The 14,658-nt window shown below is 68.4% G+C and carries 16 protein-coding genes; 15 read left to right on the forward strand and 1 reads right to left on the reverse strand.

The genetic code is table 11. The annotated features are described in order from the left end of the window. The first annotated feature begins 55 nt into the window (after window positions 1-55). Genes rho through prmC form a run of 3 tightly spaced genes read left to right on the forward strand, consistent with a single transcriptional unit; the run spans window position 56 to window position 4,115 of the window. Window positions 56-2,107: a transcription termination factor Rho gene (rho, locus tag ACPL7H_RS09805; protein WP_424796752.1), complete on the forward strand. Its 2,052-nt coding sequence runs from the start codon at window positions 56-58 to the stop codon at window positions 2,105-2,107. A gap of 42 nt (window positions 2,108-2,149) precedes the next feature. Beyond that, the gene (gene prfA, locus ACPL7H_RS09810; RefSeq protein ID WP_424788587.1) at window positions 2,150-3,229 is read left to right on the forward strand and encodes a peptide chain release factor 1; all 1,080 of its coding nucleotides are present in this window, start codon (window positions 2,150-2,152) and stop codon (window positions 3,227-3,229) included. Then, entirely contained in the window at window positions 3,216-4,115 is a 900-nt protein-coding gene (gene prmC / locus ACPL7H_RS09815; protein WP_424796753.1) for a peptide chain release factor N(5)-glutamine methyltransferase, read from the forward strand. The genes prfA and prmC overlap by 14 nt, the downstream gene beginning before the upstream one ends. Here prmC and ACPL7H_RS09820 read toward each other — a convergent pair. Beyond that, window positions 4,048-4,473: a VanZ family protein gene (locus ACPL7H_RS09820; protein WP_424796754.1), complete on the reverse strand. Its 426-nt coding sequence runs from the start codon at window positions 4,471-4,473 to the stop codon at window positions 4,048-4,050. The two genes, prmC and ACPL7H_RS09820, sit on opposite strands and share 68 nt — an antisense overlap. A gap of 77 nt (window positions 4,474-4,550) precedes the next feature. Between ACPL7H_RS09820 and ACPL7H_RS09825 the strand changes: the two genes are divergently transcribed. The 12 genes from ACPL7H_RS09825 (at window position 4,551) to ACPL7H_RS09880 (ending at window position 14,643) form a co-directional block, all read left to right on the forward strand. After that, entirely contained in the window at window positions 4,551-5,363 is an 813-nt protein-coding gene (locus ACPL7H_RS09825; protein ID WP_424796755.1) for an L-threonylcarbamoyladenylate synthase, read from the forward strand. After that, window positions 5,360-6,472, forward strand: a complete 1,113-nt coding sequence (locus tag ACPL7H_RS09830) for an MraY family glycosyltransferase (protein WP_424796756.1) — start codon at window positions 5,360-5,362, stop codon at window positions 6,470-6,472. The genes ACPL7H_RS09825 and ACPL7H_RS09830 overlap by 4 nt, the downstream gene beginning before the upstream one ends. Window positions 6,473-6,516: 44 nt before the next feature. Further along, entirely contained in the window at window positions 6,517-7,113 is a 597-nt protein-coding gene (locus tag ACPL7H_RS09835; RefSeq protein WP_424796757.1) for a hypothetical protein, read from the forward strand. 121 nt (window positions 7,114-7,234) lie between these two features. Then, window positions 7,235-8,032 (forward strand): F0F1 ATP synthase subunit A, encoded by a 798-nt coding sequence (gene atpB, locus ACPL7H_RS09840; protein WP_424796758.1) that lies wholly within the window; start codon window positions 7,235-7,237, stop codon window positions 8,030-8,032. 99 nt (window positions 8,033-8,131) lie between these two features. Then, window positions 8,132-8,347, forward strand: coding sequence for an ATP synthase F0 subunit C (gene atpE / locus ACPL7H_RS09845; protein WP_424788580.1), 216 nt, complete (start codon window positions 8,132-8,134; stop codon window positions 8,345-8,347). A gap of 28 nt (window positions 8,348-8,375) precedes the next feature. Then, a complete protein-coding gene (locus ACPL7H_RS09850; RefSeq protein WP_424796759.1) occupies window positions 8,376-8,984 on the forward strand; it encodes a F0F1 ATP synthase subunit B in 609 nt (202 codons plus the stop codon). Then, a complete protein-coding gene (locus ACPL7H_RS09855) occupies window positions 8,984-9,799 on the forward strand; it encodes a F0F1 ATP synthase subunit delta (protein WP_424796760.1) in 816 nt (271 codons plus the stop codon). Before ACPL7H_RS09850 ends, ACPL7H_RS09855 begins: the two co-directional genes overlap by 1 nt. A 53-nt stretch (window positions 9,800-9,852) precedes the next feature. Next, window positions 9,853-11,484, forward strand: coding sequence for a F0F1 ATP synthase subunit alpha (gene atpA / locus ACPL7H_RS09860; protein WP_424788577.1), 1,632 nt, complete (start codon window positions 9,853-9,855; stop codon window positions 11,482-11,484). Between the two features lie 3 nt (window positions 11,485-11,487). Next, on the forward strand, window positions 11,488-12,381 hold the full coding sequence (locus ACPL7H_RS09865; protein WP_424796761.1) for a F0F1 ATP synthase subunit gamma: 894 nt from the start codon (window positions 11,488-11,490) through the stop codon (window positions 12,379-12,381). 26 nt (window positions 12,382-12,407) lie between these two features. Further along, window positions 12,408-13,877: a F0F1 ATP synthase subunit beta gene (gene atpD / locus ACPL7H_RS09870; protein ID WP_424788575.1), complete on the forward strand. Its 1,470-nt coding sequence runs from the start codon at window positions 12,408-12,410 to the stop codon at window positions 13,875-13,877. Window positions 13,878-13,914: 37 nt separating this feature from the next. Then, window positions 13,915-14,211 (forward strand): F0F1 ATP synthase subunit epsilon, encoded by a 297-nt coding sequence (locus ACPL7H_RS09875; protein ID WP_424796762.1) that lies wholly within the window; start codon window positions 13,915-13,917, stop codon window positions 14,209-14,211. 21 nt (window positions 14,212-14,232) lie between these two features. Further along, on the forward strand, window positions 14,233-14,643 hold the full coding sequence (locus ACPL7H_RS09880) for a DUF2550 family protein (protein ID WP_424796763.1): 411 nt from the start codon (window positions 14,233-14,235) through the stop codon (window positions 14,641-14,643). Window positions 14,644-14,658 lie beyond the last annotated feature (15 nt).

Genomic DNA, 14,658 nt, shown 5'->3' on the forward strand with positions numbered 1-14,658 from the left:
CTCTCGTGCCTGGGCCCGGTGACCGGGCCCTGGTCTCATCGAGGGAAGGAACCTCGTGACCGATACCACCAACGCCCCCGGCGGCGACCTCAGTGCGCTCAAGGTTGCCCAGCTGCAGCAGATCGCGGCCGAACTCGGCATCAAGGGCGCCCGGCGGATGCGCAAGAGCGATCTGATCGACGCCCTCCGCTCGGGTCAGGGCGGCCCGGCACAGCCCGAGCGCCCAGCCGAGACACCCACGCAGGGCACACTCGACGGCGATGACGGCGGTACGGCCACCGCGAGCGGAGATCCCGCCCCGGGCGGGGCGGGCCCGCGCCAGGATGCACCGGAGGGGGTCTCGCAGCAGCGCGGCCGTGCTCCGCAGGGTCCCTCCGGCGGTGCCGGTGGCTCCGGTGACTCCGACCGGAACGGGAAGAAGGATCGGCAGGGCGGGCAGGGACAGCAGGACCAACCCGGTCGGCAGGACCGGCGGGATCAGCAGGACACGTCGGATCAGCAGGGAAAGCAAGCCCAGCAGGACCCGTCCGGTAGGCGGGGCCAGCAGGATCAGCCGGGTCGGCAAGCCCAGCAGGGCAAGCAAGCCCAGCAGGACCAACAGGGCAAGCAAGCCCAGCAGGGCAAGCAAGCCCAGCAGGACCAACAGGGCAAGCAAGCCCAGCAGCGCGGCCAGGGTGAGAAGTCCGGGCAGGGCGACCGTCGTCGTCCCAGCGTCGATGACATCCAGTTGCCCGAGCCGCGCGGCCTGGACTCCGAGGGCGACCAGCGCCGTCGAGCCACCCGCGGCCAGGGAAGTCCGGGGCCCTCCGATGGCGACTTCCGCCCCGATGACTCCGACCGCGGTAACCGGCGGCGCCGGGGGCGCGAGCGGAGCCGGGACCGTAAGCGTCGCGGTGGGCGCTCCGAGGAGGCGAACTACGACGACGTCGAGATCTCACCCGATGATGTGCTGATCCCGATCGCGGGGATCCTGGACATCCTGGACAACTACGCATTCGTGCGGACCTCCGGGTACTTCCCCGGCTCGAACGACGTCTACGTCTCGCTGAACCAGGTGAAGAAGCACGGGTTGCGCCGGGGTGATGCGATCGTTGGTGCGGTCCGTCAGCCCCGGGAGGGCGAACAGGCGAACCAGCGGCAGAAGTTCAACGCCCTGGTGCGACTGGACACCGTGAACGGGGCTCCGGCCACCGAGGCGCTGGACCGTCCCGAGTTCGATTCGCTGACGCCCTTGTACCCCAGCGAACGCCTTCGACTGGAGACCACGGCCTCGAACCTGACCACCCGGGTCGTCGATCTGGCCGCCCCGCTGGGCAAGGGCCAGCGTGGGCTGATCGTGGCGCCGCCCAAGGCCGGGAAGACGGTCCTGCTGCAGCAGATCGCCAATGCGGTCTCGGACAACAACCCCGAGGCTCACCTGATGGTGGTGCTGGTGGACGAGCGCCCCGAAGAGGTCACCGACATGCAGCGCACGGTCAAGGGTGAGGTCATCTCCTCCACCTTCGACCGACCCGCCTCGGATCACACCGTGGTGGCCGAACTGGCGATCGAGCGGGCCAAGCGGCTGGTCGAACTCGGCCAGGATGTGGTGGTGCTGCTGGACTCCCTGACCCGGTTGGCGCGCGCCTACAACCTGGCCCTGCCCGCCTCCGGCCGGGTGCTCTCCGGCGGCATGGATGCTGCGGCGCTGTACCCACCGAAGCGGTTCTTCGGTGCCGCGCGCAACATCGAGCACGGGGGATCCCTGACCATCCTGGCCTCGGCTGCGGTGGAGACCGGTTCGACCATGGACGAGGTGATCCTCGAGGAGTTCGAGGGCACCGCGAACTCCGAGGTGCGGCTCAGTCGCGAACTGGCGGACAAGCGGATCTTCCCGTCGGTGGACGTCAATGCCTCCAGCACCCGCCGGGAGGAGTTGCTGATCGGGGAGGGCCAGTTGCAGATCGCGTGGAAACTGCGCCGCAGCCTGGCCGGGAAGAGTCCCCAGGAAGTGATCGAGGCGTTGTTGACCCGGATGCGTGGTTCGGCCACCAACGCCGAGTTCCTGGCCACCGTGAACAAGACCACTACCTCCACCGGCAGGGCCGCGAGCAAGGCTGCCAACTGAGCATCCGGTGTGCCGGTGGGCAACTTCTGAGAGGCTGTCGTGATGAGTGAGTTCGACGGCGTCGAGGCGCTCTTGTCCGAGTACACCCGGATCGAGGAGGATCTGGCCGACCCGGACGTGCACGCCGACACTGCCCGGGCCCGCTCGCTGGGGCGGCGTTACGCCGAACTCGGCCGGATCGTGGCGGCCTACCGGGAGTGGACCCGCGCCCGGGGCGACGCCGAGGCCGCGCGCGAACTCGGCCGGGACGACCCAGGGTTCGCTGCCGAGGTGGAGCCGATGGAACGGGCCGAGGCGACCGCAGCCGACCGGTTGCGCCAGGTGCTCATCCCGCGCGACCCCGACGACGGACGTGACGTGATCCTGCAGGTCAAGGCCGGCGCCGGGGGAGAGGAGTCGGCGTTGTTCGCTGCCGACCTGCTACGGATGTACCTGCGCTTCGCCGAGCGGCAGGGATGGTCGACCCAGGTGCTGGACACCACCGCCTCGGACCTGGGCGGGATCAAGGACGTCTCGGTGGCGATCAAGTCCCGGTCCGCCGATCCCGGCGACGGGGTATGGGCCCATCTGAAGTTCGAGGGTGGGGTGCACCGGGTGCAGCGCGTGCCGGTGACCGAGTCGGCCGGGCGGATCCACACCTCGGCCGCCGGTGTCGTGGTGTTGCCAGAGGTGGAGGATCCCGGTGAGGTGGAGATCGCCGCCAACGACCTGCGGATCGACGTCTACCGCTCCTCCGGGCCCGGTGGGCAGAGCGTGAACACCACCGACTCGGCGGTCCGGATCACCCATGAGCCCACCGGGATCGTGGTCTCGATGCAGAACGAGAAGTCGCAGTTGCAGAACCGCGAGGCCGCCATGCGGGTGCTGCGCGCCCGGTTGCTGGCCGCACAGGCCGAGGCCGCTGCTGCTGAGGCCGCTCAGGCCCGCCGGTCCCAGGTGCGCACCGTGGACCGCAGCGAGCGGATCCGCACGTACAACTTCCCGGAGAACCGGGTGGCCGACCACCGCACCGGGTACAAGGCCTACAACCTGGATCAGGTACTCGACGGCGACCTCGGCGCGCTGATCGGCTCGGCGATCGAGATGGAAGAAGCGGAGCGGATCGCCGGTGCCACCCAGTGAGGACCGATCGGCTACACCTGAGCAACCGGACCTGCGCCACCTGATCAGGGCCGCGACCGCCATCCTGACCGAGGCGCAGGTGCCCAGCGCCGAGTCCGACGCGATCAGCCTGGCCGAGCACGTGCTCGGCATCGACCGCCTGGTCCTGGTGATGCCTCCGCCGCTCCCGGAGGAGTTCACCGCCGATTACGCGGCCGTGGTGGAGCGGCGGCGGCGCCGGGAACCACTGCAGCACATCACCGGCCGTGCGCACTTCCGGCACCTGGCCCTACAGGTACGCCCGGGGGTGTTCATCCCGCGCCCGGAGACCGAGGTCGTCGCCGAACACGCGGTATCCGCCGCGCACGCTGTGCGCCGGGCCGGCCGTGATCCGCTCGTAGTGGACCTGTGCTGTGGTGCCGGTCCGATCGCCGTCTCGGTGGCAAGCGAGGTCCCCGACTCGTCGGTGCTGGCGGTGGACGCCGAGGGCGCCGCGGTGGACCTGACCCTGGCCAACGCCGCCGCCGCGCGCGTCCGCATTCGGGCGATGGTCGCGGATGTGCGTCAGGAGGACCTCCTGGCCGACCACGAGGGGCAGGTGGACGTGCTCGTGGCCAACCCGCCCTACATCCCTCCCGATGCGGTGCCGCAGCAGCGCGAGGTTCGCGAGCACGATCCGGACCTGGCCCTGTACGGTGGCGGCCCGGACGGGCTCGATATCCCCCGCGCCGTCATCCGCGCCGCGGCCCGGCTGCTGCGGCCCTCAGGCGTATTCATCATGGAGCACGCCGAGGTGCAGGCGGGCGCGGTACGTGACGTGGTCAGCGACACCGGAGGCTTCACCGAGGTGTCGACGGCGGAGGACCTGAGCGGGCGGGCGCGGATGGTGCTGGCCCGGCGCCGCTGAGTCGGTGCCGCGTGATCACACCGGCCAGGTACCAACCCAGGACCACCCCGCCGAGGTTGGCCAGCACATCCAGCCATTCGCCACCGCGTCCGGGCAGGGCCAGGTGCTGGATGAGCTCGCTGGCGAAGGCGTGTGCGATCAGTGCCGGAGCCAACCAGGCCAGGGAGAGTCCCAGCAATCGCCCGGTGAGGATCACGCCGGCGAAGATGAGCATGTGTGCGACCTTGTCCGCACCGGGCACCTCCACCTCGGCGACCGCGGGCACCATGGGCAGGTAGAGCACCAGCAGGTGCACCCCCACGCTGACGGCGAAGGCGATGCGCAGCAGGACCGCATGGGCCCGGGAGGCAGAACTCACCAGCACACCATGGCACGAGACACCATGGCACGAACCGGAGCCACGACGGCAGCGCCGGTCATGGGAGACTTTGTGCCGTGACTGAGCACAACCTGCGCGATTGCACCGAGCCGGCCACCTGGTGGCCGCATGTGGACGAAGCCGTGCGCACCCTGTCCCGGGGGGCGCTCGCGGTCATTCCCACCGACACCGTCTATGGGATCGCCGCCGACGCCTTCACTCCGGACGCGGTGGATGCACTGCTGGCGGCCAAGGGCCGCGGACGGCAGATGCCCCCACCGGTGCTGATCGGTGATGTGCGCACGCTGGACGGCCTGGCCATCGATGTGCCCCAGGTGGTGCGTGACCTGGTGGAGCGCTTCTGGCCGGGCGCGCTGACCGTGATCCTGCCCGCCCAGCCCTCGTTGATGTGGGACCTGGGCGAGACCGAGGGCACAGTGGCGCTACGGATGCCGGACGAGGAGTTCACCCTCGCTCTGCTGCGCAAGACCGGGCCGCTGGCGGTCTCCAGCGCGAACCGCACCGGGCAGCCAGCGGCGCTGAGTGCGGCCGAGGCGGCCGAGCAACTGGGCAGTGCGGTGAGCCTGTACCTGGACGGCGGGCCGGCGCCCGGGCAGCAGCCCTCGACGATCGTCGACGCCACCGGGGAGCGGCTGCGGATCGTTCGTCAGGGAGCGATCAGTGCCGAGGAGTTGGCGCAGGTGGCCCCGGAGTTGGCGCCGGAGCCGGACCATCCCCAGGATCCGGCACTGGACCCGGACAGGGCCCAGGAGCCCGCCCCGGGGCCGGGTGAGGCCCAGGAGCCCGCCCCAGAGCCGGACCAGGCCCACGAACAGACCCAGAGCCCGGCACCGATCTCCGATACGGCCCGGGAGCCTGACAACCAGTGAGGATCTACCTGCTCCTGATGGCGGTGGCCGCTGCCGTGAGCTTCCTGGCCACCCCACTGGCGTGGCAGGTGGCGCACCGGCTCAAGGCGGTCACCCCGGTGCGGGATCGGGACGTGCACACCGCCCCCACACCCCGCCTGGGCGGGGTGGCGATATTCCTGGGGCTGGCGACCGCGATGGTGGTGGCCGCCCAGGTGGAGTTCCTCGAGCGCGTCTTCGCCGACAACCTGCCCTGGGCGATCCTGCTGTGCGCGGGGCTGATCTGCCTGCTCGGGGTTGCCGATGACATCTTCGACCTGGACTGGCTGACCAAACTGGTCGGGCAGATCCTCATCGCCGGACTGCTCGCCTGGCAGGGTGTGCAGTTGATCACCTTCCCGGTGTTCGGACTGACCATCGGCTCCTCCCGGCTGTCCCTCGTGGCCACCGTGATCGCGGTCGTCTTCGCGGTGAACGCGGTGAACTGGGTCGACGGGTTGGACGGCCTGGCCGCGGGCGTGATCGCGATCGGCGGTGCGGCCTTCTTCGTCTACACCTATCTGCTCACCCAGATCACCAGTCCCACCGACTACTCCAACCTGGCCACGGTGGTGATCGCCTGCCTGGTGGGGGCCTGTGTGGGGTTCCTCCCGCACAACTTCTTCCCCGCGCGCATCTTCATGGGCGATTCCGGAGCGATGATGCTGGGCCTGGTGATCTCGGCCGCAGCGATCGTGGTGACCGGGGACATCAACCCGGGCCTGATCGCCACCCGCCAGGCGTTCCCGGCGTTCGTGCCGATCCTGCTGCCGTTGGCGGTGTTGATGCTCCCGCTGCTCGATGTGGTCATCACGGTGCTGCGCCGCATCGCCGCCGGCAAGTCCCCGTTCCACGCCGACCGCAAACACCTGCACCATCGCTTGCTCGACCACGGCCACTCCCACCGTCGTACCGTGGTGATCCTGTACGGGTGGACCGCCGTCTTCGCCGCCTCGGCGGCCGCCACAGCGATCTTCCCGGTCGGGTGGGTGATACTGGGAACGGTGGTCGCCGTCGTCCTGGCCGTCTTCATCTCCGTGGTGCACCTGCCGGTACGCACCGCGCAGGGCTGGCACAGGATGCGCCGCTGACCACACCGCACCGCCCCTCCCCGAACGGTCAAGGACCTCACCTCGTGAACGAACCCGTCTTTCTCAACGACGCCGTGGTGCGCACCAGCGCCATGCTCGACATGATCCGCACCGTGCTGCGCCGGATGTTGCTGGCCACTGTAATCGGCGCGGTCCTGGGAAGCGGGATCGGATATCTGATCGCCCAGGTGCCGGGCGTATGGGCGGCACTGGTAGCCGCCGGGATCGGCCTCTTCTTCACGGGGACCACCGTGCTGCTGATCTACCTGGTGGTCGGCCGCGGCCCTGAACTGCTCCAACTGGTGCTGCTGGGTGGGTGGATCATCAAGATGGCGGTGGTCCTGGTGCTACTGCTGTGGTTGCGAAACCTGGACTTCTACCACCGGGAGACCTTCGTCGGGGTGCTGATCCTGCTCGCCCTGACCCTGGTCGCGGTGGAGTTGGTCACAGTCATCCGGACCCCGCTGCCCGCCGTCGACCTGTCCCGGCGCGCACCGCTGCGGCCCGGATTCCCCGTCGACGCCGACCAGGAACCGACGGTGACGTCCGCGGCATCGCCCGACGATGCGCCCGGCCCGGACGCCACCGCGGGGAAGGACCCCGGCGGTGAACACGGGAGGGATCAGGATCAGGTAGGCTGATCGCCGTATTCCCACCCCCGCGCCTGTCGCCCTGCCCCTGACCTGCCTCTGAGCGAGGTCACGGGCCGGAGGTTCCCAGGCCACGCATCTGAGGGAGAGAGTCCTGTCCGCCGCTGCCCCCATGCCCCTCGTCGCGGCCGCTGACGACCCCGCCGAGTTCCACGCCCCCGGGATGGAGGAATTCTTCCCGGAGATGATCTTCGGACAGCCGGACGGCTGGTTCGCCTTCGACCGGCTGATGCTGGTCCGCCTCGTCGTGGCCGCCGTCCTGCTGCTGCTGCTGTGGCTGGCGGTCCGCCGGGTGACGCTGGTGCCCGGCCGCGGTCAGGCGGTCGTGGAACTGCTGGTGGACTTCGTCCGTCTCCAGATCGTGGAGCAGATCATGGGCAAGGAGCGGGCCAAGCCCTTCCTGCCGATGCTCACGGTCATCTTCGTGACGATCCTGGCGATGAACCTGGCCAGCGTGATCCCGTTCCTGAACATCGGTGGCACCTCGCGGGTCGGCCTACCGTTGGTGATGGCGGTGTGGGTGCTGCTGACCTACCTTGCCGCCGGTGTGCGGGCCCAGGGGCTGGGCAAGTACCTCAGGGGCCAACTGTTCCCCCCGGGCATCCCGTGGCCGATGTACTTCATCATCACCCCGATCGAGATCCTGCAGGTATTCATCCTGCGGCCGGCCACGCTCACCCTCCGTCTCACCGTGGCCATGGTCGCCGGGCACCTGATGCTGGTGCTGGCATTCGCCGCGACCCACTTCCTGCTCCTGGAGGCCAGCGCGGGGATGACCGTGTTCGCCCCGGTGACGCTGTTCGGTGGCCTGTTCATCACGGTCCTGGAAGTGTTCATCTCGGCCCTTCAGGCCTTCATCTTCACCATCTTGTCCGCGGTCTACCTCAATTTCGCGTTGGAAGACCACTGACGGGCCGGGCCGGGAACGCCCGGCCCCATGTTCGTCTCACCGAACTACCCTGAACTACACCACCGACGCCCAGCCCGGGCGCCATAGGAAGGAAACACAGTGGATAGCAACGTCACCGGCAACATCGCCACCATCGGTTACGGTCTTGCGACCCTCGGACCCGGTGTGGGTCTGGGCATCATGATCGGCCAGACCCAGGCGGCCACCGCGCGTCAGCCCGAGGTGTCCGGCCAGCTCTTCCGGAACATGATCATCGGTGCCGGTCTGATCGAGGTGCTCGGCCTGCTGGGTCTGGTCGCGGGCATCATCCTCTGATACCAGCACAACGCTGAAAGAGGTGCCCATGCAGTACATCCAGTCACCCGCTGTGATCCAGGCGGACGAGTACGAGCCGAACCTGTTCGTGCCCCCGGGCTACGACATACTCTGGTCGCTCGTCGTCCTGGTGATCATCGGCTTCTTCTTCTACAAGTTCCTGCTGCCGCGGATCAACGCGGTCCTGGACGAGCGCGCCGCCAAGATCGAGGGCGGGCTGGCGCTGGCCGAGCAGGCTCAGGAGGATGCCGCGGCGGCCAAGAGCGAACGGCAGGAGGAGTTGGCCCGGGCTCGTCGCGAAGCGGCGGAGATCCGGGAGGACGCCAACGCCCAGGCCGCCCAGATCGTGGCCGAGGCGCGCGAGCAGGCCAAGGCGGAGGCGACCCGTCTGGTCGAAACCGCGAACCGGCAGATCGAGGCCGAGCGCCGCAGCGCGGTGGTGTCACTGCGCTCCGAGATCGGGGGGCTTGCCACGGAGCTCTCCTCACGGATCATCGGGGAGGCACTGGCCGACGATGCCCGCCAGTCGCGGGTGATCGATCGTTTCCTGGATGAGTTGGAGTCCGGCACCGGCGAGCAGGAACTCGCTGACGCCGGTGTCTCGGCTGACACCGGCCCGGCTGACCAGGAGAAGTGATGCGGGCAAGTAGTCAGGCCTCCCTGGAGGCGGCCGAGCAGCGGTGGGAGTCCGTGCTGGCCGATGCCGGAGAGAACGCGCTGGAGTTGGGCACCGAGTTGTTCGCCGTCGTGGACGTGCTGGACGGCTCGGCGGCACTGCGCCGCGCCCTGACCGACCCGGGCCGGGACGGAGCGGACAAGGCCCAGGTGGTGGCCGACCTGCTCGGAAACAAGGTCTCCGAGGCCGTGGTGGACCTGGTCTCGGGGATGGCCCGCAGTCGCTGGTCGTCCGAGGGCGACATCGCCGACGCGTTGTCCCAACTCGCGATCGACTCGATGCTGGCCAGCGCCTCTGCCGCCGACTCCCTGGAGCAGGTCGAGGACGAGGTGTTCCGGGTGGGACGTCTGCTCGCCGCCAACCGCGAACTGCGGCTGGCGCTGGCGGACTCTGCGATTCCGGTGAGCCGGCGGCAGGAATTGCTGCGCACCGTGTTCGCCGACAAGGTCAGCCCCGCCACGGCCACCTTGCTGGACCGCTCGCTGGGCAGCGTCCGGCATGCTTCGCTGGCGGCGGCACTGACCGAGATCAGCGAGCTGGCGGCGCACCGTCGTCGTCGGCTGGTGGCCGTGGTGACGGCCGCCACCCCGCTGACCACCGCCCAACGGGACCGGCTCGGAGAGATCCTGGCCCGCTCCTACGGGCGCCAGGTCCAGGTGAACGTGGCTGTGGACCCCACGGTGCTGGGTGGGGTGAGGATCCAGATCGGTGACGACGTGCTGGACGGCACCATACTGACCCGCTTGGACGACGCCCGCCGGCGCCTGGCCGGCTGAACGAGACGAAACGATCGCCCACCGTGGCGGTCAGGAGAAAAGGACGAGAAACGATGGCTGAGTTGACGATCAAGCCCGAGGAGATCCGCTCGGCGCTGGATTCCTTCGTGCAATCCTACGAGCCGGCAACCAGCGTGGCCGAGGAAGTCGGCACCGTGATCCTGGCCGGCGACGGAATCGCCCAGGTCGAGGGTCTGCCCGGCGCGATGGCCAACGAACTGCTGCGCTTCGAGGACGGCAGCCTGGGCCTGGCGCTGAACCTGGACGTGCGCCACATCGGTGTGGTGATCCTGGGTGAGTTCGCCGGGATCGAGGAGGGCCAGCAGGTTCGCCGCACCGGTGAGGTGCTGAGCGTTCCGGTGGGGGATGGCTACCTGGGTCGCGTGGTGGACCCACTGGGCCAGCCGCTGGACGGCCTCGGCGAGGTCGAGACCGATGGCCGGCGTGAGCTTGAGCTGCAGGCACCCGGGGTGATGATGCGCAAGAGCGTGCACGAGCCGCTGCAGACCGGGATGAAGGCCATCGACTCGATGATTCCGATCGGCCGTGGCCAGCGGCAGTTGATCATCGGTGACCGGCAGACCGGGAAGACCGCGATCGCCCTGGACACGATCATCAACCAGAAGGCCAACTGGGACTCCGGTGACCCGACCAAGCAGGTCCGCTGCATCTACGTGGCGGTGGGTCAGAAGGGTTCCACCATTGCCTCGGTGCGCGGCGCCCTGGAGGACGCCGGCGCGCTGGAGTACACCACCATCGTGGCTGCCCCGGCCTCGGACCCGGCCGGGTTCAAGTACATCGCTCCCTACACCGGCTCGGCGATCGGCCAGCACTGGATGTACGGCGGTAAGCACGTACTGATCATCTTCGACGACCTGTCCAAGCAGGCCGAGGCCTACCGTGCGGTCTCGCTGCTGCTGCGCCGGCCCCCGGGCCGTGAGGCCTACCCCGGTGACGTGTTCTACCTGCACTCCCGGCTGCTGGAGAGGTGCGCCAAGCTCTCCGATGAACTCGGTGGGGGTTCGATGACCGGGCTGCCGATCATCGAGACCAAGGCCAACGACGTCTCGGCCTACATCCCGACCAACGTCATCTCGATCACCGACGGGCAGATCTTCCTGCAGTCGGACCTGTTCAACGCCAACCAGCGCCCAGCGGTGGACGTGGGGATCTCGGTCTCCCGGGTCGGTGGCGATGCTCAGGTGAAGGCGATGAAGGCGGTCTCCGGAACGCTGAAGCTGGACCTGGCCCAGTACCGCTCGCTGGAGGCCTTCGCGATGTTCGCCTCCGACCTGGACCCCGCCTCGCGCCAGCAACTCACCCGCGGTGCCCGGCTGATGGAACTGCTCAAGCAGCCCCAGTACACCCCCTACCCGGTGGCCGAGCAGGTCGTGTCGATCTGGGCCGGAACCAAGGGGTACCTGGACCAGGTCGAACTCGATGACGTGGTCCGGTTCGAGCGGGAGATGCTCGACCACGTCGGGCGTACCACCGACGTACTCGATGAGATCGAGAAGACCGGCAAACTCGAGGACTCCACGATCGAGGCGATGACCAAGGCCGTGGAGGACTACCGCGACACCTTCCTGGGTACCAATGGCAAGTCCCCGGTGGGGCACGAGGTGGAGGACGATCCGGAGGTCGACATCGACCAGGAGCAGATCGTCGGGCAGAAGCGGGGCTGACCAATGGCAGTGTCCCAACGGGTATACAAGCAGCGCATCCGCTCCACCCAGACTCTGAAGAAGATGTTCCGGGCGATGGAGTTGATCGCGGCCTCACGGATCGGTAAGGCCCGTGACCGCGCCCTGCAGACCGTGCCCTACACGCGCGCGATCACCCGTGCAGTCTCGGCGGTGGCCACCCACACCGACATCGCCCACCCGCTCACCTCCGAGCGCGAGGACACCAGCAGGGTCGCGATGCTGGTCATCACCTCGGACCGAGGGATGGCCGGTGCGTACTCGGCGATGGTGCTGCGCGAGGCCGAGCGGCTGCGCGAGCATCTGCAGGACGAGGGCAAGGAAATCGACCTGTACGTGCTCGGCCGGCGCGGGGTGAGTTTCTACACCTTCCGTCAGCGCAGCATCGTGAAGTCGTGGACCGGTGATTCCGATTCACCCAGTCTGGACCGGGCCAACGAGGTGGCCGATACCCTGCTGCGGGCGTTCCTGACCGACCCTGAGCAAGGCGGTGTCGGCGAGTTGCACGTGGTGTACACCCGGTTCCGGACCATGGTCTCCCAGGAGCCCCAGGTGGTCCGGATGCTGCCACTGGAGGTGGTGGAGGGGGTGGCCGAGCCCGGCACCGATGCCCTACCGCTGTACGACTTCGAACCCGACGCCGATGAGGTGCTGGACGCCCTGCTGCCCCGGTACATCCGGATCCGGATCTTCTCATCGATGATGCAGGCCAGTGCCTCCGAACTGGCAGCTCGCCAGCGGGCCATGCACACGGCCACCGAGAACGCCGAAGACCTCATTCGTAACTACACGCGGCTGGCCAACCAGGCCCGGCAGGCGGAGATCACCCAGGAGATCAGCGAGATCGTCTCGGGTGCAGACTCCATGGCCGCGAGCTAAGCCCACCACAGGAGAAGGACGCCACTATGACTGCCACCGAGACCGCCGGCCCGGACACCACCGAGCGTGAGCCGGGCGTGGGCCGGGTTGCTCGGGTGATCGGCCCCGTCGTCGACATCGAGTTTCCCCCGGACGCCCTGCCGGAGATGTACAACGCCCTGAAGACCACCATCACCATGGGTGCCGACGACGCCGGCACCGAGATGACCCTGGAGGTCGCCCAGCACCTGGGGGACAACCTGGTCCGGGCGATCGCGCTCAAGCCCACCGACGGCCTGGTCCGCGGTGCGGAGGTGCGCGACACCGGTGAGTCGATCACCGTGCCGGTTGGTGATGTCACCAAGGGCAAGGTGTTCAACGTGATCGGTGAGCCGCTCAACCTCGAAGAGGGCGAGACCCTGGACGTCACCGAGCGCTGGTCGATCCACCGCCAGCCACCGGCCTTCGACCAACTGGAGTCCAAGACCCAGATGTTCGAGACCGGCATCAAGGTGATCGACCTGCTCACCCCGTACGTGCTGGGCGGCAAGATCGGCCTGTTCGGGGGCGCCGGTGTGGGCAAGACCGTGCTGATCCAGGAGATGATCCAGCGGGTGGCCCAGGACCACGGTGGTGTGTCGGTATTCGCCGGCGTTGGTGAGCGCACCCGTGAAGGCAACGACCTGATCGTGGAGATGGAGGAGGCCGGCGTCTTCGACAAGACCGCGCTGGTCTTCGGCCAGATGGATGAACCGCCGGGCACCCGGCTGCGGGTGGCGCTCTCGGCGCTGACCATGGCGGAGTACTTCCGGGACGTGCAGAAGCAGGACGTGCTGCTGTTCATCGACAACATCTTCCGCTTCACCCAGGCCGGCCAGGAGGTCTCCACGCTGCTGGGACGGATGCCCTCGGCGGTGGGCTACCAGCCGAACCTGGCCGATGAGATGGGCCAGCTGCAGGAGCGGATCACCTCCACCCGGGGGCACTCGATCACCTCGCTGCAGGCGATCTACGTGCCCGCCGACGACTACACCGACCCGGCGCCGGCCACGACGTTCGCCCACCTGGACGCCACCACGGAACTGTCCCGTGACATCGCCTCGCGTGGGCTCTACCCCGCGGTGGACCCGTTGGCCTCGACCAGCCGGATCATGGACCCGCGCTACCTGGGCGAGGACCACTATCGCGTGGCCACCCGGGTGAAGGCCATCCTGCAGAAGAACAAGGAACTGCAGGACATCATCGCCATCCTGGGTATCGATGAGTTGTCCGAGGAGGACAAGATCACGGTGAACCGGGCCCGGCGGATCGAGCAGTTCCTGTCCCAGAACACCTACATGGCCGAGAAGTTCACCGGTGTGGTCGGCTCGACCGTGCCGCTGAGCGAGACGGTCGAGGCGTTCGGCAAGATCGCCGACGGTGAGTACGACCACGTCGCCGAGCAGGCCTTCTACAACATTGGTGGCCTGGAGGACCTGGAACGCAACTGGGACCGGATCCAGTCCGAACTGCGCTGACCGAGCCAGAGCGAGTGACGAGAAGAAGGAGGGCGACGTGCCACTGACTGTGGAAGTGGTCTCCGCCGAGCGCCTCTTGTGGGAGGGCCAGGCAAGGTCGGTCTCTGTCCCGGCTTCGGACGGCGATCTCGGTATCCTGACCGGGCACCAGCCGGTGCTCGCGGTGCTGCGCACCGGGAAGATCCGGATCGATGCCATCGAGGACCAGGACATGGAGATGCAGGTCGACGGAGGTTTCCTGTCCGTGGACCAGGATCAGGTCACCGTGGTCATCGACCCCAGCACCGCCGACATCGACGGGGCGCCCCAGGTCCAGACACCTGGGCAGGACTGACGTACACGGACCGGGGAGGCGATGGCCACCGCACTGATCTGGATCGGCGGGCTCCTGGCGGCCAGTCTGCTCGTCGCCGGGTTGTTGCTGTGGCGCCTGCACGCACTGGGGCGCCGGGTCGGATCCTTCGAGTGCGCGGTCCGGGAGGGCGAGCACTGGCACGCCGGGATCGCCACCTACACCCGCTCCGGTCTGGACTGGCACCGGGTGGTCTCCCTGTCGTTGCGCCCGAGCCGCCGCTGGGACCGGGAGGAGTTGGTGTTACTGGCCCGCCGGAATCGGCAGATCGATGGCAGGGCCAGCCGGGTGGTGGAGATGCACTGCCGGCACGAGAACAGTGAGTTCTACCTGGCCGCGCAGAGCAGCGCCCTGGACGGCCTGGTGTCCTGGCTCGAGGCCGCCCCACCCAGGTCGGCGAACGAGACCATCTGAGGAGTTGAGGCAGGA

The sequence above is a fragment of the Pseudactinotalea sp. Z1732 genome (assembly GCF_049724975.1).
Taxonomy (GTDB): domain Bacteria; phylum Actinomycetota; class Actinomycetes; order Actinomycetales; family Beutenbergiaceae; genus CALKWS01.